Raw genomic sequence first — 24,003 nt, forward strand, 5'->3', positions numbered from 1 at the left:
ATCCACCCCCGCACTGGAAAAAATGATGCCCAATAGTGTCAGAAATTCCAGTAAAATAATCGATTGAAGTTGTAGCCCCTAAACAATGGAGTGCAGGGCGGCCGGGTTCTACTGTCGGGCGCCCTTTGTTTTTGAGGCGATATTGCAATCCTGAGCGAGGATGGCGAAATTGGTAGACGCACCAGGTTTAGGTCCTGACGCCAGCAATGGTGTGGGGGTTCGAGTCCCCCTCCTCGCACCACGAATAATTATTTTTTTGGACGATTTTTACAATGGCAACTGCAGTCGAAACCCTGGGTAAACTCGAACGTCGCCTGACGATCTCTTTTCCGGTCGCTGACGTCCGCACTGAAGTCGAGAAGCGCCTGAAACAGCAGGCCAAGACGGCCAAGGCGCCTGGCTTCCGTCCGGGCAAAGTGCCGCTCAAGATGGTCGCTGCCCAGTACGGCTACCAGATCGAATCGGACGTGCTCAACGACAAAGTTGGCCGCGCATTCAACGAAGCCGCTGTCGCGAATGAACTGCGCGTTGCCGGTTTCCCGAAAATCGAGCCAAAAGACGACGCCCCTGAAGGCGTCCTCGAATTCAACGCTACCTTCGAAGTCTATCCAGAAGTCGTCATCGGCGACCTGGCAGCGGTTGAAGTCGAAACCGTCGTGACCGAAGTGTCCGACACCGAAATCGACAAGACCATCGACATCCTGCGCAAGCAGCGCGTGCACTACCACACCAAGGGTGAAGAAGGCGAACACGGCACCGGCGGCGAGCCAGTCGCAGCCAATGGCGACCGCGTCACCGTCGACTTCGTCGGCACGCTGGACGGCGTCGAATTCGACGGCGGCAAGGCCGAAGGCTATGCCTTCGTGCTGGGCGAAGGGCGCATGCTGCCGGAGTTCGAAGCCGCAACGATCGGCCTGAAGGTCGGCGAAGCCAAGACCTTCCCACTGGCATTCCCTGAGGACTACCATGGCAAGGACGTCGCCGGCAAGACCGCCGAGTTCACCATCACGCTGAAAGCACTCGAGTGGGCGCACATGCCTGCCGTCGATACCGAATTCGCCCAGTCGCTGGGAATCGAAGACGGCTCGATCGAGAAAATGCGCGAAGACATCAAGGTCAACCTGGAGCGCGAAGTGCGCGCCCGCGTCAAGGCCCGCAACAAGGAAGCCGTGATGGATGCACTGGTCAAGGCAACCGAGCTGGACGTGCCGACCGTGATGGTCGAGCAGGATTCGGAACGCCTGGCCGAAATGACCCGCCAGGACATGGCACAGCGCGGCATGGACGTGGCCAAGCTGCCATTCCCGTCCGAGATGTTCAAGGACAAGGCCGAGCGCCGCGTGCGCCTGGGTCTGATCCTGTCGCAACTGGTCGCTGACAATAACCTGCAAGCTACGCAAGATCAGGTGAAAGCCCAGATCGAAGATTTCTCGCAAAGCTACGAAGACCCGAAAGAAGTCCTGAAGTACTACTTCAGCGATCGTCGTCGCCTTGGTGAAGTCGAAGCCCTTGTATTGGAAGAAAACGTCGTCAACTACGTACTCGGCAAGGCCAAGGTCTCGAACAAGACCGTCGCTTTCGATGAACTGATGGGCAGCGTCCCACAGGCTTAAGAAAAGCAGGCCGGCCCCTCGAGGCCGGCTTTTTTCAATGGCCCATTTGACCAACCCCTAACAAGGAACGAGACAGGTATGATGCACAATCCAGCACTGGATACACAGGCACTCGGCTTGGTGCCGATGGTCGTCGAGCAAAGTGGTCGCGGCGAGCGCGCCTACGACATTTACTCGCGCCTCTTGAAAGAACGCGTGATTTTCCTGGTCGGTCCCGTCAACGACCAGATGGCCAACCTGATCGTCGCCCAGATGCTGTTCCTGGAAAGCGAAAATCCTGACAAGGATATCTCGCTCTACATCAACTCGCCGGGTGGCTCGGTTTCGGCCGGTCTCGCGATCCTCGACACGATGAACTTCATCAAGCCCGACGTCTCGACGCTGTGCACGGGTCTGGCGGCCTCGATGGGCGCCTTCCTGCTGGCAGCCGGCGCCAAGGGCAAGCGTTTCTCGCTGCCGAACTCGCGCGTCATGATTCACCAGCCATCGGGCGGCTCGCAGGGCATGGCCTCGGATATCGAAATCCAGGCCAAGGAAATCCTGTACCTGCGCGAGCGTCTGGCACGCATCATGTCGGATAACACCGGCCAGAGCATCGAGCAGATCCACCGCGACACCGACCGTGACCGCTTCATGTCGGCTGAAGAGTCGGTGGAGTATGGGCTGATCGACAAGGTACTGACCCACCGCGCCTAAGAAATTGCCCGAGCATCCAGCGTGATGTTGGAAAAAACGCCCGGACGCGAACACGTTCGGGCGTTTGTTTTTTATTTCGGGTAGCATGTTCGCATGCGCGCCAGTTGCGCCCTTGGATTCGCTCTTGTTGCGTCTCCGGTTAAGCGTTATATTCATAGCAATTCAATAGAGTCCTGCCCCCATGTCAGAGAAAAAATCCTCCAGCGGCGAAAAACTGTTGTACTGCTCGTTCTGTGGAAAGAGCCAGCACGAAGTCAAGAAGCTGATCGCAGGACCGTCGGTCTTCATCTGCGACGAATGCATCGACCTGTGCAACGACATTATCCGCGATGAAACTTCGAACGTCGAAACAGTGACGGGCACCAAGTCCGACCTGCCGACGCCTCTTGAAATCACTGAACTGCTCGATCAGTACGTGATCGGCCAGCAAACGGCCAAGCGCATCCTGTCGGTGGCGGTGTACAACCATTACAAGCGCCTCAAGCACCTGGGCAAGAAAGACGAAGTCGAACTGGCCAAGAGCAATATCCTTCTGGTCGGCCCCACCGGTTCCGGCAAGACGCTGCTGGCCCAGACGCTTGCGCGCATGCTGAACGTGCCGTTCGTGATTGCCGATGCGACCACGCTGACCGAAGCCGGTTATGTGGGCGAAGACGTCGAGAACATCATCCAGAAGCTGCTCCAGAGCTGCAACTACGAAGTCGAAAAGGCGCAGCGCGGCATCGTCTACATCGACGAGATCGACAAGATTTCGCGCAAGTCCGACAACCCGTCGATCACGCGCGACGTGTCGGGCGAGGGCGTGCAGCAGGCGCTGCTCAAGCTGATCGAAGGCACGATGGCATCGGTGCCGCCGCAGGGCGGTCGCAAGCACCCGAACCAGGACTTCGTCCAGATCGACACGACCAACATCATGTTCATCTGCGGCGGCGCGTTCGACGGCCTGGCCAAGGTGATCCAGAACCGTTCGGTCAAGAGCGGCATCGGGTTCGGCGCCACGGTCAAGAGTCTCGATTCCGGCTACAACGCCGAGATTCTGCTCGAGGCCGAACCCGAAGACCTGATCAAGTTCGGCCTGATTCCCGAACTGGTCGGTCGTCTGCCGGTGGTGGCTGCCTTGTCCGAGCTGACTGAAGAAGCGCTGATCCAGATTCTGATCGAGCCAAAGAATGCGCTGATCAAGCAATATTCGAAATTGCTCGAAATGGAAGGCGCCGAACTGGAGATTCGTCCGGCAGCATTGCACGCAATTGCCAAGAAGGCATTGGCACGCAAAACGGGTGCGCGTGGTCTGCGTTCGATTCTCGAACATGCGCTGCTTGACGTGATGTATGAATTGCCAGGCCAGACGAATGTCGTGAAAGTCGTGATCGATGAAAATACGATCACGAACGGCGCGAAACCTTTGCTGATTTATAGCGAAACGGCGAAAGCATCGGGAGAAAACTGAAAAAAATCCGGGCGCAAGCGACAAATTGCTTGCCGCACGGATTCAACTCGGTACAATCAATCTCAATAAGAGATCCCGGCTTCATTCGAAAAGCCACTCGCGGTACGCCGCGCGGTGGCTTTTTCATTTTCAGCGGGTTTTTTATTGGAACGGCTATATGCTCTGACAAGTCACTTTTCTTTTACTTACAGAATATATTTTTACCGGCCGGTCTTGTGTTTTGGCCGTCCAGTGCCCAAGTTCAGAACACGCTTTTTATAAGGTATGCCATGACAACTTCGAAATTAACCGAGCAAACGACGCTGCCACTTCTGCCGTTGCGCGATGTGGTTGTGTTCCCGCATATGGTGATACCTCTGTTCGTTGGCCGCCCTAAATCGATCAAGGCTCTGGAAGCCGCGATGGAGCAGGGCAAGAGCATCATGCTGGCCGCCCAGAAGGCCGCCGCCAAGGACGAACCGTCCGCCGCAGACATCTACGAGATCGGCTGCGTTGCCAATATTCTGCAGATGCTGAAACTCCCCGACGGCACCGTCAAGGTCCTGGTCGAGGGTTCGCAGCGCGCACGCATCGATACGATCAATGACGGCGCCACCCACTTCACGGCGCAACTGACGCCAGTCGAATCGGAAGTCGGCGACGACTCCGAAGTCGAGGCAATGCGCCGCGCGATCGTCCAGCAGTTCGACCAGTACGTCAAACTCAATAAAAAGATTCCGCCAGAAATCCTGGCGTCGCTCGCCGGCATCGATGATGCAGGCCGCCTGGCTGATACCGTCGCGGCGCACCTGCCGCTCAAGCTCGAGCAGAAGCAGGTGATCCTGGAGATCTTCAACGTCGCCAAGCGCCTCGAGCACCTGCTCGGCCAGCTCGAAGGCGAGCTGGACATCCTGCAGGTCGAAAAGCGCATCCGTGGCCGCGTCAAGCGCCAGATGGAAAAGTCGCAGCGCGAGTACTACCTGAACGAGCAGGTCAAGGCGATCCAGAAAGAGCTGGGCGAAGGGGAAGAGGGCGCCGACATCGAGGAACTCGAGAAGAAGGTCGTCGCCGCCAAGATGCCGAAAGAAGCCATGGAAAAAGCCCAGGCTGAAATTCGCAAGCTCAAGCTGATGTCGCCGATGTCGGCCGAGGCTACCGTCGTGCGCAACTACATCGACACACTGGTGTCGCTCCCATGGCGCAAGAAGTCGAAGGTCGCCATCGACCTGGCCAATGCCGAAGCCGTCCTCGAGCAGGACCACTATGGCCTGGACAAGATCAAGGAACGCATCCTGGAATACCTCGCAGTGCAACAGCGCGTCGAGAAGCTGAAAGCACCGATCCTGTGCTTCGTCGGTCCTCCGGGCGTCGGCAAGACCTCGCTTGGCCAGTCCATCGCCCGCGCGACGAACCGCAAGTTCGTGCGCATGGCCCTGGGTGGCGTGCGTGACGAAGCCGAGATCCGCGGTCACCGCCGCACGTACATCGGTTCGATGCCGGGCAAGGTCCTGCAATCGCTGGCGAAAGTCGGCGTCCGCAACCCGCTGTTCCTGCTCGACGAGATCGACAAGATGGGCGCCGATTTCCGTGGCGATCCGTCGTCGGCCCTGCTCGAGGTGCTGGACCCCGAACAGAACCACACGTTCTCGGACCATTACCTGGAAGTGGACTTCGACCTGTCGGACGTGATGTTCGTGGCGACCTCGAACTCGTACAACATCCCGCCGGCGCTGCTGGACCGCATGGAAGTCATTCGCCTGTCGGGTTACACCGAAGATGAAAAGACCAGCATTGCGCTGCGCTACCTGTTGCCGAAGCAGTTGAAGAACAACGGCCTGAAGGAAGAGGAAATCAAGGTCGAAGAGACGGCGATCCGCGACATCATCCGTTACTACACCCGGGAAGCCGGCGTGCGTTCGCTCGAGCGCGAAGTCTCGAAGATCTGCCGCAAGGTCGTCAAGATGCTGCTGCTCAAGAAGCCGGGCACGGGCGTCGACAAGCGCGTCATCGTCAACGGCAAGAACCTGGACAAGTTCCTGGGCGTGCGTCGCTATGACTTTGGCGTGGCCGAGAAAGACAACCAGGTCGGCCAGGTGGTGGGTCTGGCGTGGACCGAAGTCGGTGGTGATCTGCTGACGATCGAAGCCGTCAACGTGCCGGGCAAGGGCGCCATCATCCGCACCGGTACGCTGGGCGACGTGATGAAGGAATCGATCGAAGCTGCCCGCACCGTGGTGCGCAGCCGCGCCGCGCGCCTCGGTATCAAGAACGAGGCGTTCGAGAAGACCGATATCCACATCCACGTGCCGGAAGGCGCGACGCCGAAGGATGGACCGTCGGCTGGTATCGGCATGACGACGGCGCTGGTGTCGGCCTTTACGGGCATCCCGGTGCGCGCCGATGTGGCAATGACGGGCGAGATCACGCTGCGCGGTGAAGTCCTGCCGATCGGCGGCCTGAAAGAAAAGCTGCTGGCAGCGCATCGCGGTGGCATCAAGACGGTGTTGATCCCCGAGCAGAACGTGAAGGACCTGGCCGAGATTCCGGACAACGTCAAGAACAAGCTCGAGATCGTGCCGGTGCGCTGGATCGAGAAAGTGCTGGAGATCGCACTGGAACGCCAGCCGCAGCCATTGGTGGACGATCCTGCGGTGGCCGTTGCGCCAGCGCCGGTGGAAGCCAAGCCCGAAGTGGTCAAGCATTAAATAGTATGGAGCTGCTTGCAGCTTCCTGAAACAGGCGCCCGTGTGGCGCCTGTTTTTTTTTGCGGCGTCGTGTTGGCGCGCCATATGCCACAGATGAACCTGCGTTGAAGCGGCCTCGCTTGACAGCGCCATGTTGCCCTTGTTTAATACGGCCTGCACTTTTGCAGCAGCGGCGCGCGTGCGTCACGAACGGGAAACGAGGGAACGAGTGAACAAGACAGAACTGATCGAAGAAATCGCGAAGTCCGCGGATATTACCAAGGCATCGGCAGCGCGTGCCCTCGACGCCGTGATCGACGCCGTGACCGAGACCCTGAAAAAGAACGACAGCGTCACGCTGGTCGGTTTTGGCACGTTCTCGGTCGGTGAACGCGCCGCACGCACGGGCCGCGATCCGCGCACCAAGGAGCCCATCAAAATCAAGGCCGCACGCGTCCCGAAATTTAAGGCTGGTAAAGCGCTGAAAGATGCTGTAAACTAATGCCTTCTTCGCGGTGACAAGCGAAGGAAAGCAACAGGGGTTGTTGTGTAGTCCCTGATGTTCGTTGGTGTGTTTTTTGCTGGAGCGGTAGTTCAGTTGGTTAGAATACCGGCCTGTCACGCCGGGGGTCGCGGGTTCGAGCCCCGTCCGCTCCGCCACAAAAAACGCACAGACAGTATGTCTGGAGCGGTAGTTCAGTTGGTTAGAATACCGGCCTGTCACGCCGGGGGTCGCGGGTTCGAGTCCCGTCCGCTCCGCCAGAATTCGAGTAGTATGGAGTGCCCTTCGGGGTAGCTCCGCCAGAAGAGGCGAACGCGAGTTCGCCTTTTTTTTTAACTTGTGCTGTTATTGCATTCTCAACCTTGAATGGCTGACCATGTTTGAATTTATTCGGAACAACAAGCGTTGGATGTACGGGATCCTGCTTCTTTTGATCGTCCCATCGTTTGTGTTTGTCGGGATGGAGAGTTACCAGAGTAATGATGCGGGAACGCACGTCGCCACCGTTGGCGGCGAAAAGATCTCGCGCCAGGAATGGGAAGACGCGCAGCGCCGCCAGATCGACCAGGCGCGCCAGATGATGGGCGCCCAGTTCGACCAGAAGATGTTCGAAACCGCCGAAGCGAAAAAAACGATCCTCAACAATCTGGTCGGCGAACGCGCCATCAGCACCGAGATCGCCCGCTCGCACATGAACGTCAGCGATGCAACGCTGCAAAAGACCATCATGGAGATCCAGCAGTTCCGCCAGCCGGACGGTGGCTTCGACATGGAAGGCTACAAGGCCGCCCTGGCAGCGCAAGGCATGACGCCGGCGATGTTCGACCAGCGCCTGCGCCGTGACCTCACCGTGCAGCAGCTGACCGGTTCGATCCAGGCCACCGCATTTGCACCGCGCAGCGTCGCAACGCGCCTGTCGAACATCAATGACCAGGAGCGTGAAGTGCAGGAGATCGTGTTCCCGATCGCGACCTACCTGCCGCAGGTGAAAGTCACCGACGCGATGGTCAAGGCCTACTATGACAAGAACGCGACGCTGTTCCAGATCCCGGAACAGGTCAAGGCCGAGTATGTCGTCTTCAACGCCGCCACCGTCGAAAACCAGGTGCAGGTGTCGGACGCCGAAATCAGCGACTTCTATAACAAGAACCTGAAGAACTACACGACGCCCGAGCAGCGCAGCGCCAGCCACATCCTGATCACGGTGGCCAAGGATGCAAAGCCAGCCGACCAGGCTGCGGCCAAGACGAAAGCGGAAGCTGTGCTGGCGCAAGTGCGCGCAGCGCCGGCCAATTTTGCCGCCATTGCCAAAGCCAACTCGCAGGATCCGGGCTCGGCCCAGGCCGGCGGCGATCTGGGCGTGGTCGAGAAGGGCCTGTTCGTCAAGTCGGTCGAAGACGCGATCTACGCGTTGAAAGAGGGCGAAACGAGCGGCCTGGTGCAGTCGGAATTCGGCTGGCACATCATCAAGCTGAACTCGGTCAAGCCGGCGACCCAAAAGTCGCTGGACACGGCACGCGAACAGATCGCAGGCGACCTCAAAAAGCAGAAGATGGCCGCCAAGTACACCGAACTGGCTGGCGTGTTCACCGAGACGGCGTATGACCAGTCCGATAGCCTGAAGCCAGTGGCTGACAAGCTCAAGCTGCAGATCCAGACCGTCGACAACCTGACCCGTACCCCGAATCCGGCGCTGGGCGATGCACCGTTCAACAACGCCAAGTTCCTGACTGCGCTGTTCGGCAATGACGCGCTGAAGAACAAGCGCAATACCGAAGCCGTGGAAGTGGCGCCAAGCGTGCTGGTGGCAGGTCGCGTGGTTGAACTGCGTCCGGCTGCCAAGCGTCCGCTGGCCGACGTCGAGGCGCAGATTCGTCAGCGCGTAACGATTGAAGAAGCCGTGCGCCTGGCACGCCAGGCGGGTGAAGCCAAGCTGGCTGCGGCCAAGGCAGCAGGCGATGCGACCGGTTTCGGCGCACCGGTCGTGGTGTCGCGGACCAAGCAGCCGACGATCAACCAGCCCGGCGCCATTGCCGTACTCAAGGCGGATGCGACCAAACTGCCGGCGTATGTCGGTGTCGATGTCCCGGGCCAGGGCTACGCCGTCTACCGCATCAACAAGGTCTCGCAGCCGGCGCAGCTCGATGCGGCGCGTCGCAAGCAGGAAGCCGACCAGATCGGCAGCATGATGGGCCAGCAGCAGATGGTCGATTATGTCGAAGCGCTGAAGGTCAAGGCCAAGGCCAAGGTGACGGCCACGCCGTCGCAGCTGAGCGGGAACACCGACGCGCAATAAGTCGTCGCGTACCGTTACCTGACCTGGGAAAGCCCGGCTGCGCAAGCAGCCGGGCTTTTTTGCGATGTGCTTAACCGACGTGGGACGTGACATCTGGAACACTGGCGGTATTGACTGCTGCCAACCACGAAGGGATCGTTCCAATGACCACCACCACGAGCCGTCAGCGCGCCCGGGACCTCGTCGCGCGCATGACCGGAGACGAAAAGTTCGCCTGGCTGTCCGGCCCGATGGCCATCCCCCTGACCGATGAACTGGCAGCGCAGGGCGCCATCGGTTCGGCCGCGTTCTATCCCGGCATCCCGCGCCTGGGCATCCCCGCGATGCAGCAGGCCGATGCCAGTCTCGGGATCAGCAATATCGGCGGCGTGCGTCCGGGCGACCATGCGACGGGGTTGCCCAGCTCGCTGCTGCTGGGCGCAACCTTCAACCGCCAGCTCGCCCACGACAGCGGCGCACTGGTCGGGCGCGAGGCCCGCGCCAAGGGCTTCAATGTGCAGCTCGCGGGTGGCGCCAACCTGATCCGCGAACCGCGCGGCGGGCGCAATTTCGAATACATCAGCGAAGACCCGCTGCTCACTGGCGTGCTGGCCGGCCACTCGGTCGCCGGCATCCAGGCGCAGGGTGTGGTCTCGACCGTCAAGCATTTCGTCGCCAACGGCCAGGAAACGGGGCGTGTGATGGTCAGTGCGAACCTGGCCGAAGCGGCGCTGCGCGAATCGGACCTGCTGGCGTTCCAGATCGCGATCGAAACCGGCAAGCCGGGCGCCGTCATGCCCGGCTATAACCTGGTCAATGGCCACTACGCGTCCGAGAACGCGTTCCTGCTGCAGCAGGTGCTCAAGGACGAATGGGGTTATCCCGGCTGGGTCATGTCGGACTGGGGCGCCACCCATTCGACCGTCAAGGCAGCGCTGGCCGGACTGGACGTGCAATCAGGCGCCAATCTCGACGACGCGCATTACTTTGGCCAGGCCCTGCGCGATGCCGTGCGCGACGGCCAGGTGCCGCAATCGCGCATCGACAATATGGTTGCGCGCATCCTCACGGGCCTGATCGACGTCGGCGCGCTGGATGCAGCGCCGCTTGACGAGCGCAGGCAGCCGATCGACTTCAGCCAGCACAAGCTGATTGCGCAGCGCCAGGCCGAAGAAGGCATCGTGCTGCTCGCGAACCGGGACGCCACGCTGCCGCTGCCACAGCGCCTGGACCGCCTGCTGATCGTCGGCGAGCATGTCGACCATGGCGTGCTGTGTGGCGGCGGTTCGTCGGCCGTGACGCCGATCGGCAGCCTGCAACTGCCCGGCACCAGCATCATGGGGATGGACGTGGCCAAGGTCGTCCAGCCGTCGTCGCTCGTCTCCGCTATCGAAGAAGAAAGCGGCGCCCACGACGTCGTGTTCGTCGGCGGCACCGATCGGCAACAGGTGCTCGCCGAAGCGCGCAAGGCCGATGCGGTGATCGTGTTCGCGCAGGAATGGCGCTCGGAAGGCCTCGACGCCGTTGGCCTCGCGCTGCCCGACGACCAGGATGCGCTGATCGCGGCGATTGCCGGCGTCAACCCGGCGACGATCGTCGTCATCCAGTCAGGTGGTCCCGTCACGATGCCATGGCGTGATGACGTGGCCGCGATCCTGGCGGCCTGGTACCCGGGATCCGGCGGCGGGCCGGCCGTGGCAGGCGTGCTGTTCGGACGCGTCAATCCGTCCGGCCGTTTGCCCGTGACGTTCCCGGCCAGCGAAGCGCAGTTGCCGCGTCCCGTGCAGATCGATCCGGAGACCACAACGTCGAACCCGGCCACGCCGCGCAAGGGCGGCATCATCCCGCTCGACTACGATATCGACGGGTCGGATGTCGGTTACCGCTGGTTCGCGCGTGAAGGGCATCAGCCGCTGTTCCCGTTCGGGTTCGGCTTGTCGTACACGACATTCGCCTTGAGCGGTCTGCGCGTGCATGTCGACGGGCGTTACACGGCGAGCATTGAGGTAGCCAATACCGGCACGCGCGCTGGCTCGGTCGTGGTGCAGATTTATGTCGCCAGACCGGGCGCGGACGGTTTCGTCAGGCGCCTGGCAGGCTTCGCCAAAACAACGCTGGCCGCCGGAGAGCGCAGCAGCGTCAAGATCGGCCTCGAGCCGCGCATCCTGGCACGCTACCGGGTGGGTGGCGACGCGCCAGGCTTTGCCATCGAACCCGGCGTGTACCGCGTGTGGGCGGCGCAGCACGCGGGCGACGACGCGCTCTGGCAGGATATCGAGATCGACGACTTGCGCCAGCTCACGCCATAGCGTCAGGCCGGCGCGTCGTGCAGGCGGCGTGCTGCGGCCAGGAAATCCTCGGTGCCGATATCGGCCAGTTCCACCACCTGCGCCTGCGGATACTGGACGAAGTTGCGGTCGATCGAGCGCAGGTAGGCCGGGTCATAGTGCTGCACCAGCAGTTCGTCGACCAGCGCCGGCAGCGCGCCGCCTTGCGCCATCGCCTGCCAGTCGGCGATCTTGGCGCGGCCATGCACCAGCGTCAGGTGCACCAGCTGATCGGCCAGCACCGACGGATCGGCGCAGAAGTGCCGGTAGTCTTCCATCAGCAGGCGCACGCGCTCGGGGCGCGCCAGTTGCAGGTCGATGCAGGGCGCGGCGCGCATGCGCGTCATCACGGCATCCGGCACGCGCAGGTTGCCGACCTTCTTGCTTTCGGCCTCGACGAACACGGGGCGCGCGAGGTCGAAGCTGCGCAGCTTTGCCAGCACCAGTGTCTCGAACAGTTTCTGGCTTGGCTGCGGTTCGTTCGGCAAGTGGCCCAGTACCGAACCCCGGTGCGCGGCCAGTTGCTCCAGGTCGAGCACCTGCGCACCGATGCCGTCGAGCGTTTCCAGCAGGCGGCTCTTGCCGCTGCCGGTGGGGCCGCAGACGACCCGGAAATCGACAGCGGGCGGTTCGGCCAGCGCCGCGCTGACCCAGGCCCGGTAATTCTTGTAGCCGCCTTCCAGCTGCGCCACCGGCCAGCCGATGCGCGCCATGATCAGCGCCATCGCGCCGCTGCGGTTGCCGCCGCGCCAGCAGTACACGAGCGGGCGCCAGTCGCGCGGCTTGTCGTGGAACAGCGTGTCGATATGGTGCGCGATATTGCGCGCGATGATCGGCGCGCCGGCCTTCTTGGCGTCGAATGCGCTGGTCTGCTTGTACAGCGTGCCGACCAGGATGCGCTCGTCGTTGTTCAGGACCGGGCAGTTGATCGCGCCGGGGATGTGGTCCAGTGCGAATTCGGCTTCGCTGCGCACGTCGATGATCGCATCGAATTCACCGAGGCGCGGGAGCAGGGCGTCGAACCCTGCGACTTCCGGATACTTCATGGTTGTTTCACCATTTTTTCAAACGTTGGCCAGATATTGTTCAGGATGATCGGATGCGCCTGCGCGGTCGGGTGCAGGCGGTCTTGCTGGAACAGCGCCGGCTTGTCGGCCACGCCCTCCAGCATGAACGGCACCAGCGGTGACTTCGTCGATGTCGCCACGGTCTTGAACATGCCGAAGAAGCGCTCGGTGTAGGCGCGCCCGTAGTTCGGCGGCATGCGCATGCCCACCAGCAGCACGCGCGCTTTCTGCGCCTGCGCTGCGGCGATCATCGCGCGCAGGTTCGCTTCGGCCGACGGCACCGGCAGGCCGCGCAGGCCGTCGTTGGCGCCCAGTTCGATCACGACCAGGTCCGGCTTGTGCTGGCCCAGAAGGGCGGGCAGGCGCGCCTTGCCGCCGCTGGTGGTCTCGCCGCTGATGCTCGCGTTGACGACCTTCGCGTCGATTTTCTCAAGCTTCATTTTTTGTTCGAGCAGCGCGACCCAGCCGGCGCCACGTGCGATGCCGTATTCGGCCGACAGGCTGTCGCCCACCACGAGAACGGTTTTTGGTGCAGAATAAGCGTTCGCCGTCGCGGCCAGCGTGAGACTCGCGCCCAGTGCAGCGCCGACAATCAATTTACCGAGAACTGCGTTCTTAAGAAAAGCAAGCATGCGTGATCATCCCGAGGCATTCAAAAATGACGTCACTGACGTCAATGTAATGACAGGCCGGCCGCCCGCGATCCAGGTCAGCGGCTTGTCGAAGAAGGTCGCTGACGCCAGCGGCGAGCTGACCATCCTGCAAGAGATTGATTTTACCGTGCAACCGGCAGAGACGCTCGCGCTCGTCGGCGCTTCCGGCTCGGGCAAGTCGACGCTGCTTGGCCTGCTGGCAGGTCTGGACACGCCATCGTCCGGCACCGTGCGCCTCGATGGCACCGACATCTTCGCGCTCGATGAAGACGGCCGCGCGGCGTTTCGCAAGGCCAAGCTGGGCTTCGTGTTCCAGTCGTTCCAGCTGCTGACGCACCTGAACGCGCTCGAGAACGTGATGCTGCCCCTCGAATTGCGGGGCGAATCCGGTGCACGCGAAAAGGCCGCCGACATGCTGGGCCGCGTTGGCCTGGGTAGCCGCCTGAAGCACTATCCCAAGTTTCTGTCGGGTGGCGAGCAGCAGCGCGTGGCGCTGGCCCGCGCCTTCGTCACGCAGCCGCCACTGCTGTTTGCCGACGAGCCGACCGGCAGCCTCGATGCGGCCACCGGTGAATCCATCATCGGGCTGATGTTCGAACTCAATCGCGAACGCGGCTCGACGCTGGTGCTGGTCACGCACGATCCGGGCATGGCCGCGCGTTGCGGCCGCACGATCACGATCGCCGCCGGCCGCCTCGTCGGCTGATTAATCAGCTACTTGCGCGCACCTGCGCGTTGAGTACCTTGCGCACCGCCGCTGGCAGCTCGCCGGCGGTCAGGCCGATCGGCCCCACGCCATCGTCGACCAGCGCGTCAGCGGCTGCGCCATGCAGCCAGGCCGCCGCCGCTGCCGCCTCCTTGCCCGGCCACCCCTGCGCCAGCAGCGCGCCGCAGATCCCCGCCAATACGTCGCCACTGCCCGCGGTAGCGAGACCTGCGTTGCCGGTCGGATTGATCAGCACCGCGCCATCCGGCCCGGCGATCACGGTGCCCGAGCCCTTCAGAATCACGACCGCATGCATGCGCTGCGCCAGTTCGCGCGCGCTGGCCAGGCGGTCGGCCTGCACCACCGAGACCGTCATGCCCAGCATGCGCGCTGCTTCCAGCGGGTGCGGCGTGAGCACCGCCGGGGCGCTGCGCTGCGCCAGGCGCGCCTGCAGGTCCGGGCTGGCGCCGACCAGGTTCAATGCGTCGGCGTCGAGCACCAGCGGGCTGTCGCTGTCGAGTGCCTTGGCCACCAGCCGCATCGCGTCGACCGAGTCGCCCATGCCCGGCCCGAGCACCAGCGTGCGGCCAAAGAAATCCAGGTCGTCGGCGGCGCGGAACATGATTTCGGGCTGGCTGCTGTCGTAGCCGGGCGGCGTGTTCAATGCCGCGACATACACGCGGCCCGCGCCGGCATACAGCGCGCCGCGCGCGGCGAGCACCGGTGCACCGGCCATGCCGTGCGCGCCACCGATGACGGCGACGTCACCGAAGTTGCCCTTGTGCGAGTTCTGGCGGCGCGCCGCGAAGCAGTGCGCAAACGTCGGCAACCCATTCATGGCTGCCGATGCCGGCGTGGCCGCTGCATCCACGCCGAGCGTGTCCACGCGCACCACGCCGGCGTGATCGCGCCCGTCGGCCGTGTGCAGGCCTGGCTTGTCGGCGATGAACGTGATCGTGTGCGTGGCGCGCACGGCGACGCCATCGGGGCCGATCACGGCGCCCGTATCGGCGTCCAGGCCACTTGGCACGTCCAGCGCCAGGACCGGGCAGCGCAGGCCGTCGAGGCCCGCGACGACGTCACGGTAGTCGCCCGCGAGCGGGCGGGTCAGGCCGATCCCGAACAAGCCGTCGACGACGAGCGCCCACTCGCCATCGGGCGGCAGCATGTCGAGCCAGCCCACGGTGCCGGAACGCGCGCGTTCATAGGCGGCAGCGGTTTCGCTCGAGGCGTCGTCATTGCCGTCGCCCGGCAAGTGCAGCACGGTGGCGTTGACGCCCGCTTCGGCCAGGTTGGCCGCCACCTCCAGCGCATCGCCGCCATTGTTGCCGGGACCGGCCAGCACCAGCACCGGCGCGCCACGCAGGTCAGTCCCTGATTCGCCCAGAATTTGAAGCGCGTAGTCGGCAGCGGCCTTGCCGGCGCGGGTCATCAGGCTGCCCGGCGCCAGCGTGCTGCTGGCCGCGTGTTCGATGGCGCGCAGCTGCGCGACGGTGTAGAGAGGGTGTGCCATGGTCGTTTGCGTGAATGAGAATGCCCCCATTGTCGTGCATTCGCGCCAACGTTGGCGCGCCGTCCGCACTACAATGGCTGCCATCATCTGGTCAGCACAGGGAGTGAGTATGGATTGGCAGTTCTGGATCGACCGTGGCGGCACATTCACCGATATCGTCGGGCGCCGCCCGGATGGACAACTCGTCACGCACAAGCTCTTGTCCGAGCACCCCGAACAATACCGCGATGCGGCCGTCGCCGGCATCCGTCACCTGCTGGGCGTTGCGCCGGATGCGCCGCTGCCGGCGGCCGGCATCGAGGCCGTCAAGATGGGCACCACCGTGGCCACCAATGCGCTGCTCGAACGCAAGGGCGAGCCGACGGTGCTGGCCATCACGCGCGGCTACCGCGACGCGCTGCGCATCGCCTACCAGAACCGGCCACGCCTGTTCGACCGCCACATCGTGCTGCCCGAGCTGCTGTACGCACAGGTAATCGAGATCGACGAACGGATCGGCGCGCATGGCGACATCGTGCAGGCGCTCGACGAAGCCGCCACGCAGGCCAGCTTGCAGGGGGCGTTCGACGCTGGCCTGCGTTCGCTGGCCATCGTCTTCATGCACGGCTACCGCTACACCGCGCACGAAGCCGCGGTGGCCCGCATCGCGCGCGCCATCGGCTTCACGCAGGTGTCGGTCTCGCATGAAGTAAGCCCGATGATGAAGCTGGTCGCGCGTGGCGACACGACGGTCGTCGACGCTTATTTGTCGCCGATCCTGCGCCGCTACGTCGACCAGGTGGCCGACGAACTGCCTGGCGTGAACCTGCAGTTCATGCAGTCCAATGGCGGCCTGACCGATGCGCGCGCGTTCCAGGGCAAGGACAGCATCCTGTCCGGCCCCGCCGGCGGCATCGTCGGCATGGTGCGCGCGAGCCGGCAGGCCGGCTTCGAGCGCGTGATCGGCTTCGACATGGGCGGCACGTCCACCGACGTCTCGCACTTCGCGGGCGAGTTTGAACGCGTCTTCGAAACCCAGGTGGCCGGCGTGCGCATGCGTGCGCCGATGATGAGCATCCACACCGTCGCTGCCGGCGGCGGCTCGATCCTGCATTTCGACGGCAGCCGCTATCGCGTGGGGCCCGACAGTGCCGGCGCCAATCCCGGTCCGGCCAGCTACCGGCGCGGCGGCCCGCTGGCCGTCACCGACTGCAACGTCATGCTCGGCAAGGTGCAGCCCAATTACTTCCCGCACCTGTTTGGCCCGCGCGGCAATGAAGCGCTGGACGTCATCACCGTGCGCCGCCGTTTCGATACGCTGGCGGGCGAGATCGGCGCCGCCACCGGCGAGCGTCCCGCACCGGAAGCCGTGGCTGAAGGCTTCATCGCCATCGCAGTGGGCAATATGGCCAACGCGATCAAGCAGATCTCGGTGCAGCGCGGGCACGACGTGACCGACTACGTGCTCACCAGCTTTGGCGGCGCCGGCGGCCAGCACGCCTGCCTCGTGGCCGACGCCCTGGGCATGCAGACGGTGTTCATCCACTCGCTGGCTGGCGTGCTGTCGGCCTACGGCATGGGCCTGGCCGACCAGAGCGCGATGCGCGAGCAGGCCGTCGAAGAACGCCTCGCCGATGCGGTGCTGCCGGCGCTGGCCGCGCGCCTCGGGGTGCTGGGGGAAGCTGCACGCGCGCAGTTGCTGGCACAGGGCGTGGCGCCGGCGCGCATCACGCTCGTCGAACGGGTGCACCTGCGCTACGAAGGCACCGATTCGGCGCTGGTTGTGCTTGCGGGCGACATGGCGGCGATGACCGCACAGTTCGAGCAAGCCTACAAACGGCGCTATTCGTTCCTGATGCCGGCGCGCGCGCTGATCGTCGAAGCGGTGTCAGTCGAGGCCATCGGCCAGTCCGATGCACCGCCGGAGCAGGTGGTGGCCACCACGACGCCGGTCGGTGAAGCGGCCCCGCAGGACAGCGTGCGCATGTACAGCGCGGGCTGCTGGCACGACACCGGTGTCTACGCACGCGCTGCGCTGCAGCCGGGGCACGCTGTGCGCGGCCCGGCGATCATCGCCGAAGACAATGCGACCACCGTCATCGAGCCGGGCTGGGAAGCGCGCGTGACGCCCTTCAACCATCTGGTGCTGCAGCGGGTGGAAGCGCTGCCGGAACGCCGCGCGATCGGCACCACGGCCGATCCGGTGATGCTCGAGATTTTCAACAACCTGTTCATGTCGATTGCCGAGCAGATGGGCCTGCGCCTGCAGAACACGGCGCACTCAGTCGACATCAAGGAGCGCCTGGACTTCAGCTGCGCGATCTTCGACCAGGACGGCAACCTGGTGGCCAACGCGCCGCACATGCCGGTGCACCTGGGCTCGATGGGCGAGAGCATCAAGACCGTGATGCGCGAGAACGCGGGCCGCATGCACGCGGGCGACGTGTACATCCTGAACGACCCGTACAACGGCGGCACGCACCTGCCCGACGTGACGGTGATCTCGCCCGTGTTCGACGCAGCGGGCGCCGAGATCCTGTTCTACGTCGGCTCGCGCGGCCACCACGCCGACATCGGCGGCACCACGCCGGGTTCGATGCCGCCCGACTCGAGCCACATCGAGCAGGAGGGTGTCCTGATCAACAACTTCAAACTGATCGACGGGCAGGACGGCGTGCTGCGCGAAGAGGCGCTGCGGGCCATGCTGCTGGGCGCGCGCTACCCGGCGCGCAATCCGGACCAGAACCTGGCCGATTTGCGCGCGCAGGTGGCAGCCAACCAGAAGGGCGTCGAAGAGCTGCACAAGATGGTCGCGCACTTTGGCCTGGAGGTCGTGCGGGCCTACATGGGGCACGTGCAGGACAATGCAGAAGAAGCGGTGCGGCGCGTGATTTCGGCGCTCAAGGATGGCAGCTTCCACTACCAGCTCGATAATGGCGCGCACATCGACGTCGCGATCCGCGTGGACGCCGCGGCGCGCAGCGCGCAGATCGACTTCACCGGCACGTCCGGCCAGCTGCCGAACAACTTCAATGCGCCGTCGGCCGTGTGCATGGCGGCGGTGCTGTACGTGTTCCGCACGCTGGTCGACGACGAGATTCCGCTGAACGCCGGGTGCCTGAAACCGCTGGAGGTCATCATCCCGCCTGGCTCGATGCTCAATCCGCATTATCCGGCGTCGGTCGTGTCGGGCAATGTCGAGACCTCGACCTGCATCACCAACGCGCTGTATGGCGCGCTGGGCGTGATGGCAGCGGCGCAGGGCACCATGAACAACTTCACGTTCGGCAATGACCGCTATCAGTACTACGAGACCATCTCGGGCGGCTCCGGCGCTGGCGATGGTTTCGACGGCACCGACGTGGTCCAGACCAATATGACCAACTCGCGCCTGACCGATCCCGAAATCCTCGAATTCCGCTTCCCGGTGCGGCTCGAACGGTACGAGATCCGGCCCGGTTCCGGCGGGGCAGGGCGCTGGCACGGCGGGAATGGCGGCGTGCGGCGGGTACGCTTTCTGGAGCCGATGACGGCGGCGATCCTGTCGAACAACCGCATCCACGCGCCGTTCGGCATGGCCGGTGGCGGCGAAGCAGCGCGCGGCAGGAACAGCGTCGAGCGCGCCGACGGCCGCGTCGAGCCACTGGGGCATATCGGCAAGATCGACATGGCCGCCGGCGACGTGTTCGTCATCGAGACGCCGGGCGGCGGGGGTTACGGCAAGCCCTAGCACGGGGCAGCATATTGTGGCCCGCCCGCGCGCCCTGTATGCTGCACCAGCATCGCTTTTTACCACTAACCACGAGAGAAACCATGAAACGTGTACTGACCTGCTCCGCCCTGGTGGCGGCAATGCTGCTGACGGTAACCGCCTGCAAGCGCGCCGAAGCCCCGGCCACGCCGGCTGCTGAAACCAGCAGCGCGGCCGCTACCGCTCCGGCCGTTGCCTCGCAACAGATCGACACTGTCATCGGCACCGGCAAGGAAGCCACGTCCGGCTCGACTGCCGTCGTCAACTACACCGGCTGGCTGTACGAGCCGGCCGCCACGCAGCAGCGCGGCAAAGAGTTCGATTCGTCGATCGGCCGCGAGCCGTTCAGCTTCCAGGTTGGCGCCGGCCAGGTCATCAAGGGTTGGGACGTGGGCGTGCAGGGCATGAAGGTCGGCGGCAAGCGCACGCTGATCGTGCCGGCCGACATGGGCTATGGCGCCGGCGGCGCAGGCCCGATTCCACCGAACGCCACGCTGGTGTTCGAGGTCGAGCTGCTCGACGTGCGTTAATCCGCGACTGGCGCCGGCGCGGTTGCCGGGGCTTTTGCTGGCGCTGGCGCTGGCGCTTGTGACGGTGCGGGTGCCTGTGCTGGTGCCGGTGTCAATGCCGGTGCCAGCGTTGGCGTCAATGCCGGTGGCAGCGCCACGCGGCGCGGCGGCGCGGCCACCGGGTCCTGTTTCGCGCCCGGCGCTTCGCGATCCCGGATGCGGTACCAGGCAAGGCCCAGCAATTCATAAGTGGCATACCACGAGCGCCGCATGCCTTCCGCGCTCGGCAGCCAGGCATCGAATCCGTAGTGCGGGTTGTACACGAACATCGTCGGCGCCTCGACCACATCGAGACCTTCGCGCTGGAACACATTGCGTGCACGGTGCATGTGCATCGCATCGGTCACCAGCAAGATTCGTTTCACGCCGGCTTTGCGCAGCATCACATTGCTGTAGATGGCATTCTCGCCCGTATCGCGGGAGCGCCGTTCGATCCACTTGACCGGCACCCCGAAATCCTCGCGCAGTGCCCGTGCCATGGCGTCGGCCTTGGTGTACCCCATGTCGATCGTGGCCGGATCGGCGCCGCTGCCGCCATTGCCGCCGGTGACGAGGATCGGCAGGCCGGTGCGCCGCTGCAGATGCGCGCCGTAGCGCAGCCGCGCCAGCGCCGTGTGGTCGGGAATGTCCCGGTTGTCGTATTCGCCTGCGCTGCTCAAACGGCCCGCCGCCAGCACGACGATGGCCTCGGCGCCGGCACTTTCGGGCCGCGCGAGTGGTTTGGTCCTTTGCTCCAGCGGTCCGACCAGGAAGCTCGATCCGGCGTTACTCGACATTAAGGTCAGCAAGGCCAGGCCAGTGCCGGCGACGATGCGACCGGCGCGAGGCCGGAAACGCCACACCAGTAAACCCAGCGCGATGATCAGGAACAGGCTGGTGGGAGGCAGGAAGAGATTGCGGGGAAGGGCGTTGATTAGATCGAGCAAAATGGAAGGCGATCGGGGCGCTGTAGTAATAATGACACCGACAGTAGACCGTAACTTGTGCAGTGCGTCAAGTTGACGGCCCGGGACGCGGTCGGGACCGCGAGCCAGAAGGCCAGCACCAACAGCAGCGTCAGAACGAGGCAGAGCAGTGCCATGGCAGGTGGTCGTGGTACGGTTGCAGGATCATTCGAAGCGCGGCTGCATGGCGGGGTCGGTGCTGCACCCGCGTTGTTGCTGCGCCCAACGCGGCGGATGGCTGTCCCGGGGATCGGCCAGCAGCGCCGCGGGCCGCAATTGCACATATTTGAGCACGGCATCGAAGTTGCGCTGCGCGGCGGCATGCTGGTACAGGGCAAGCGCCAGTGCGTCCTCGCCGCGCTGTTCCATCAGCAGCCCATACCGGTAGAACGCGGCCGGGTGCCGCGCGCTCATGGCGCGCTCGTACAGGTGCGCCGCTTCATCGGCATGCTGCGGCTGCGCGCGCAGCGTATCAAGCAGGATGCCGAGGGCAGTCTCGGCGCGCCCTGCGCTGCGGCCCAGCGCCCTGCGGTACAGCGCAGCCGCCTCCACATCATCCTGTACATTGCCGAGCCCCAGTTCGAACGTGCGGCCCAGCAGGTACAGCCCGGACGGGTCATCCTGCGCCGCAGCGCGCGCCAGCCAGCCGGCAGCGGTATGGCGTTCATCGTCGTTGACTGCGCTGCGCATCAGCATGGTGCCGAGCCGGACCTGGGCGTCAGGCAGGCCACCCTCGGCGGCTTGCGTCAGCCAGTCAAGGGCCAGTTTGGGGTCGGGGTCGTTGCCAAGGCCGTGCTGGTAGCTCCAGGCCAGGTTGGCCTGCGCCCAGCCATGTCCCTGCGCCGCAGCCTGTGCGTACCACCAGGTTGCCCTGTATGGGTCGCGCGGCACGCCGGCACCGCGCCAGAACAGGACGCCCAGATTGTTCTGTGCATGCGCATTGCCGGCCCGCGCCGCCCGTTCGTACCAGAGCGCGGCTTGTGCAAGGTCGGTCCGGACGTGGGTGCCGCGCTCGTACCAGGCGCCGAGCCGGTTCTGGGCCACCGGATCGCCGCCGGTCGCCTGCGCCGTGGTGGTGACAAGGCGCGCCGGATCGGGCGCTGGGAATGCGCCAGTGTGAAACCATCTGAACTGCGTCTTGAGCCACCCGCCCGGCGCCTCGCCCGTGGACACCACTGCGTGATAGGTGCAGCCGCGCAGGCTGTCGAGCGCAGCGTCATCCAGGTCGGCGCGGCCCGCGGAACCGGTGACGCGCGCTTCGAGGAGATAGCCTTGTTCATGGATGCGTGCTTCGAGCGTGGTCGTGCCGCTGGCATGCTGTGCCAGCGCGGCGGCGGGCCACACGGGGCGCTGGCAGGCGTACAAATCGAACTTGAGGGCGGACTGCGCGTCGGCGGCGCAGGCCGTGCCGCATCCCGTGATGGCAGCGGCGCCGATGGCGATATGGCGCAGGATGGCCTGGATGCGGGGCGTGAGCACGTCGTTCAGCCCGCCGCAATCCCGTACTTGCGCCGCGCCGCCTGGTATTCTTCGGTCAGCGTGGCCAGCCGCGGATGCTGCGCATCCTGGGCCCGTATCTCGTCGAGCAGCCCGGCGGCGGTCTGGCCCAGCGGATGGTCCCAGCCCAGCTCATTGATCTGGCGGAGGATGCCGCCGGCGGTGGCCACCATCACCTGCAGGTTGCGCGGCGCGAGGTGCAGCGCTTCGCGCAGCGTCTGGACCGCGCCACGCACGTCGCCCATATTGCGTTTTTCGTCGGCCACGCCCAGCAGGATCTGCGCCTGCGCCTTGAGTTGCTGGCCCATGTTCTCGAGCAGGTCGGCACGGCCGGCGTCGACGAACACCGTCATCGCCTGGTCGGGCGACAGGCCGCTGCCGGCGTCGTTCACCACCGTCAGCATCACGCCGGCCGCCTGGTCGTCGAGCCGGTGCGCCAGGCAGGAGCGCGCCAGTTCGACCTTGAGGCCGGAGGACAGCGCATTGTTGGCGCGCACCGCCGACACGGCGTTCTGCAGGCCGGCCACGGCCGCGCCGTCGTTGCCAGACCGGTCGAACAGGAGCGCGTTCGCATAGGCATGGCAAGCCTCGTAGCCCGGCGCGGCGCGCAGCGAGCGTTCGAGGTCGCGGATCACGCCGGCGGCCTGCAGCAGTTCGCCGCGCGCTACCAGCGTCCTGACCAGGCTGACGTGGTCTTCGGGATCGCGAAACGCCGAGTAGCGCGCCCTGGCGACGACCTGGCGGAACGACGTCTCGGCCACGGCCATGTCGCCGGTGGCCAGCGCAAGGTCGCCCAGCGTGCGCAGGCGCTTTACAACGTGCGGCGAGATGGCCACCGCGTCGGCCAGCACGCTCTGGGCCAGTGCCGGCTCGCCGCTCGACGCGAGACAGTGCGCCAGCAGATCGTAGGCGGCCATCAGGCGCGGGTTGGCCGCCAGCAGTTCTTCGAGGATTGCGCGGGCGTCGTCCGGCTGGCCCAGCGCGAGCAGCGCGCGCGCCAGGCCCAGGGCCGCCCAGCCGACCGGGCGTTCGGCCAGCACGTCGCGGTAGACGGCGGCCGCCTCGGGATGGTCGCCCAGCGTCGTGTGCAGTTCGGCGCGCACACGCGCGAAGTCGGCGGCAAAGCGCGGCTGCGCCTGTGCGCCGTCGGCGCATGCGGTGATTGCTTCGCGCAGCCTGCCTTGCGCCGCCAGTTGCCAGGCCGGGAGCAGGGCGCCGCGCCGGTCAAGGGCGCGCTTGATGCGCGTGCTGATCAGGTCGACCGTAAATGGTTTGAGGATGTAGTCGGTCGGCGCCAGTTCGGCGGCGCTGACGACCTTGTCGCGCTCGGCCTCGGACGTGAGCATGATGAAAATGGTCGAGGGCGTGGTCAAGCGATGCTGGCGCAGGTCTTCCAGCAGTTGCTGGCCGTCCTGGCCTTCGCCGGCGCCGCTGGCCAGGTCGTATTCGCACAGGATGATGTCGAAGGCGCGCTGCTGCAGCTGACGGATGGCCGTGCCAGCGTTGACCGCGTGTTCGACCTTCGTGATGCCGGCCAGGCCCAGCATGTTTTGCAGGCTGGTGCGCATGCCCGGATTCGGATCGATCACCAGCACTGCCAGGTTCGCGTTTTCTTGCATCGTCGCTCTCGTCGCTCTTGTCTGTCCTGGCCGCGTGCACCGGACGGCGCACATCGCAAGATTGTTCAGCGTTAAGATACCGGCAAGTGCCGAATCGATCAAGGAAACCGGTGCGCTGCGTGCGCGCGCTGCCAGCCGGTCGTCGATGGCGGCCCGGCCAGAGGGGCGAGGCTGTATAA

General features: G+C 64.5%; 16 protein-coding genes and 3 tRNA genes. 13 read left to right on the forward strand and 6 right to left on the reverse strand.

Annotation, left to right across the window (positions count from 1 at the left end):
- Positions 1–154: 154 nt before the first annotated feature.
- The 10 genes from AC56LN_RS11415 to AC56LN_RS11460 all read left to right on the forward strand — a co-directional run bounded on the left by AC56LN_RS11415 (position 155) and on the right by AC56LN_RS11460 (position 11,508).
- Positions 155–241, forward strand: a tRNA-Leu gene (locus AC56LN_RS11415).
- Positions 242–272: 31 nt separating this feature from the next.
- Positions 273–1,613 carry a trigger factor gene (gene tig / locus AC56LN_RS11420; RefSeq protein WP_499571793.1) on the forward strand — a complete coding sequence of 447 codons (1,341 nt, stop codon included), beginning with the start codon at positions 273–275 and terminating at the stop codon, positions 1,611–1,613.
- A 78-nt stretch (positions 1,614–1,691) separates the two neighbouring features.
- The gene (gene clpP, locus AC56LN_RS11425) at positions 1,692–2,309 is read left to right on the forward strand and encodes an ATP-dependent Clp endopeptidase proteolytic subunit ClpP (RefSeq protein WP_499571794.1); all 618 of its coding nucleotides are present in this window, start codon (positions 1,692–1,694) and stop codon (positions 2,307–2,309) included.
- A gap of 181 nt (positions 2,310–2,490) precedes the next feature.
- On the forward strand, positions 2,491–3,759 hold the full coding sequence (gene clpX / locus AC56LN_RS11430) for an ATP-dependent Clp protease ATP-binding subunit ClpX (RefSeq protein ID WP_343028154.1): 1,269 nt from the start codon (positions 2,491–2,493) through the stop codon (positions 3,757–3,759).
- Positions 3,760–4,028: 269 nt separating this feature from the next.
- Positions 4,029–6,443: an endopeptidase La gene (lon, locus tag AC56LN_RS11435; protein ID WP_499571796.1), complete on the forward strand. Its 2,415-nt coding sequence runs from the start codon at positions 4,029–4,031 to the stop codon at positions 6,441–6,443.
- Positions 6,444–6,651: 208 nt separating this feature from the next.
- Positions 6,652–6,924, forward strand: a complete 273-nt coding sequence (locus tag AC56LN_RS11440) for an HU family DNA-binding protein (protein WP_499572484.1) — start codon at positions 6,652–6,654, stop codon at positions 6,922–6,924.
- Positions 6,925–7,005: 81 nt separating this feature from the next.
- Positions 7,006–7,082 (forward strand) — tRNA-Asp (locus AC56LN_RS11445).
- A gap of 25 nt (positions 7,083–7,107) precedes the next feature.
- Positions 7,108–7,184 (forward strand) — tRNA-Asp (locus tag AC56LN_RS11450).
- 116 nt (positions 7,185–7,300) lie between these two features.
- Positions 7,301–9,220: a SurA N-terminal domain-containing protein gene (locus AC56LN_RS11455; RefSeq protein WP_499571798.1), complete on the forward strand. Its 1,920-nt coding sequence runs from the start codon at positions 7,301–7,303 to the stop codon at positions 9,218–9,220.
- 143 nt (positions 9,221–9,363) lie between these two features.
- Positions 9,364–11,508 carry a beta-glucosidase gene (locus AC56LN_RS11460; protein ID WP_499571800.1) on the forward strand — a complete coding sequence of 715 codons (2,145 nt, stop codon included), beginning with the start codon at positions 9,364–9,366 and terminating at the stop codon, positions 11,506–11,508.
- Positions 11,509–11,510: 2 nt separating this feature from the next.
- Here AC56LN_RS11460 and mnmH read toward each other — a convergent pair whose 3' ends face one another.
- Positions 11,511–12,572 carry a tRNA 2-selenouridine(34) synthase MnmH gene (gene mnmH / locus AC56LN_RS11465; protein WP_499571802.1) on the reverse strand — a complete coding sequence of 354 codons (1,062 nt, stop codon included), beginning with the start codon at positions 12,570–12,572 and terminating at the stop codon, positions 11,511–11,513.
- Positions 12,569–13,225 carry an arylesterase gene (locus AC56LN_RS11470; RefSeq protein ID WP_499571803.1) on the reverse strand — a complete coding sequence of 219 codons (657 nt, stop codon included), beginning with the start codon at positions 13,223–13,225 and terminating at the stop codon, positions 12,569–12,571. Before AC56LN_RS11470 ends, mnmH begins: the two co-directional genes overlap by 4 nt.
- Before the next feature lie 49 nt (positions 13,226–13,274).
- On the opposite strand from AC56LN_RS11470, the gene AC56LN_RS11475 reads away from it, so the two are divergent.
- Positions 13,275–13,952, forward strand: a complete 678-nt coding sequence (locus AC56LN_RS11475; RefSeq protein ID WP_482900217.1) for an ABC transporter ATP-binding protein — start codon at positions 13,275–13,277, stop codon at positions 13,950–13,952.
- Between the two features lie 4 nt (positions 13,953–13,956).
- On the opposite strand, the gene AC56LN_RS11480 is transcribed toward AC56LN_RS11475, so the two are convergent.
- Complete coding sequence (locus AC56LN_RS11480; RefSeq protein ID WP_499571805.1) at positions 13,957–15,465, reverse strand: NAD(P)H-hydrate dehydratase; 1,509 nt, start codon at positions 15,463–15,465, stop codon at positions 13,957–13,959.
- Positions 15,466–15,574: 109 nt separating this feature from the next.
- Here AC56LN_RS11480 and AC56LN_RS11485 point away from each other — a divergent pair, with 109 nt between their 5' ends.
- Together AC56LN_RS11485 and AC56LN_RS11490 are read left to right on the forward strand one after the other, a co-directional pair.
- Positions 15,575–19,174 carry a hydantoinase B/oxoprolinase family protein gene (locus AC56LN_RS11485; protein ID WP_499571807.1) on the forward strand — a complete coding sequence of 1,200 codons (3,600 nt, stop codon included), beginning with the start codon at positions 15,575–15,577 and terminating at the stop codon, positions 19,172–19,174.
- Positions 19,175–19,257: 83 nt separating this feature from the next.
- Positions 19,258–19,725: an FKBP-type peptidyl-prolyl cis-trans isomerase gene (locus tag AC56LN_RS11490; protein WP_499571808.1), complete on the forward strand. Its 468-nt coding sequence runs from the start codon at positions 19,258–19,260 to the stop codon at positions 19,723–19,725.
- Here AC56LN_RS11490 and AC56LN_RS11495 read toward each other — a convergent pair.
- The 3 genes from AC56LN_RS11495 to AC56LN_RS11505 form a co-directional block, all read right to left on the reverse strand.
- Positions 19,722–20,690: a YdcF family protein gene (locus AC56LN_RS11495; RefSeq protein ID WP_499571810.1), complete on the reverse strand. Its 969-nt coding sequence runs from the start codon at positions 20,688–20,690 to the stop codon at positions 19,722–19,724. The two genes, AC56LN_RS11490 and AC56LN_RS11495, sit on opposite strands and share 4 nt — an antisense overlap.
- A 183-nt stretch (positions 20,691–20,873) precedes the next feature.
- Positions 20,874–22,187: a TonB family protein gene (locus tag AC56LN_RS11500; protein WP_499571812.1), complete on the reverse strand. Its 1,314-nt coding sequence runs from the start codon at positions 22,185–22,187 to the stop codon at positions 20,874–20,876.
- Positions 22,188–22,192: 5 nt separating this feature from the next.
- The gene (locus AC56LN_RS11505) at positions 22,193–23,824 is read right to left on the reverse strand and encodes a response regulator (protein ID WP_499571813.1); all 1,632 of its coding nucleotides are present in this window, start codon (positions 23,822–23,824) and stop codon (positions 22,193–22,195) included.
- Positions 23,825–24,003 lie beyond the last annotated feature (179 nt).

Source organism: Telluria sp. ZT3P26, from assembly GCF_059686035.1.

Coding starts and splice junctions, on each gene's coding strand:
- tig (WP_499571793.1), top strand. CDS start 273: ATGGCAACTGCAGTCGAAACCCTGGGTAAACTCGAACGTCGCCTGACG.
- clpP (WP_499571794.1), top strand. CDS start 1,692: ATGATGCACAATCCAGCACTGGATACACAGGCACTCGGCTTGGTGCCG.
- clpX (WP_343028154.1), top strand. CDS start 2,491: ATGTCAGAGAAAAAATCCTCCAGCGGCGAAAAACTGTTGTACTGCTCG.
- lon (WP_499571796.1), top strand. CDS start 4,029: ATGACAACTTCGAAATTAACCGAGCAAACGACGCTGCCACTTCTGCCG.
- AC56LN_RS11455 (WP_499571798.1), top strand. CDS start 7,301: ATGTTTGAATTTATTCGGAACAACAAGCGTTGGATGTACGGGATCCTG.
- AC56LN_RS11460 (WP_499571800.1), top strand. CDS start 9,364: ATGACCACCACCACGAGCCGTCAGCGCGCCCGGGACCTCGTCGCGCGC.
- mnmH (WP_499571802.1), bottom strand. CDS start 12,572: ATGAAGTATCCGGAAGTCGCAGGGTTCGACGCCCTGCTCCCGCGCCTC.
- AC56LN_RS11470 (WP_499571803.1), bottom strand. CDS start 13,225: ATGCTTGCTTTTCTTAAGAACGCAGTTCTCGGTAAATTGATTGTCGGC.
- AC56LN_RS11475 (WP_482900217.1), top strand. CDS start 13,275: ATGACAGGCCGGCCGCCCGCGATCCAGGTCAGCGGCTTGTCGAAGAAG.
- AC56LN_RS11480 (WP_499571805.1), bottom strand. CDS start 15,465: ATGGCACACCCTCTCTACACCGTCGCGCAGCTGCGCGCCATCGAACAC.
- AC56LN_RS11485 (WP_499571807.1), top strand. CDS start 15,575: ATGGATTGGCAGTTCTGGATCGACCGTGGCGGCACATTCACCGATATC.
- AC56LN_RS11490 (WP_499571808.1), top strand. CDS start 19,258: ATGAAACGTGTACTGACCTGCTCCGCCCTGGTGGCGGCAATGCTGCTG.
- AC56LN_RS11505 (WP_499571813.1), bottom strand. CDS start 23,824: ATGCAAGAAAACGCGAACCTGGCAGTGCTGGTGATCGATCCGAATCCG.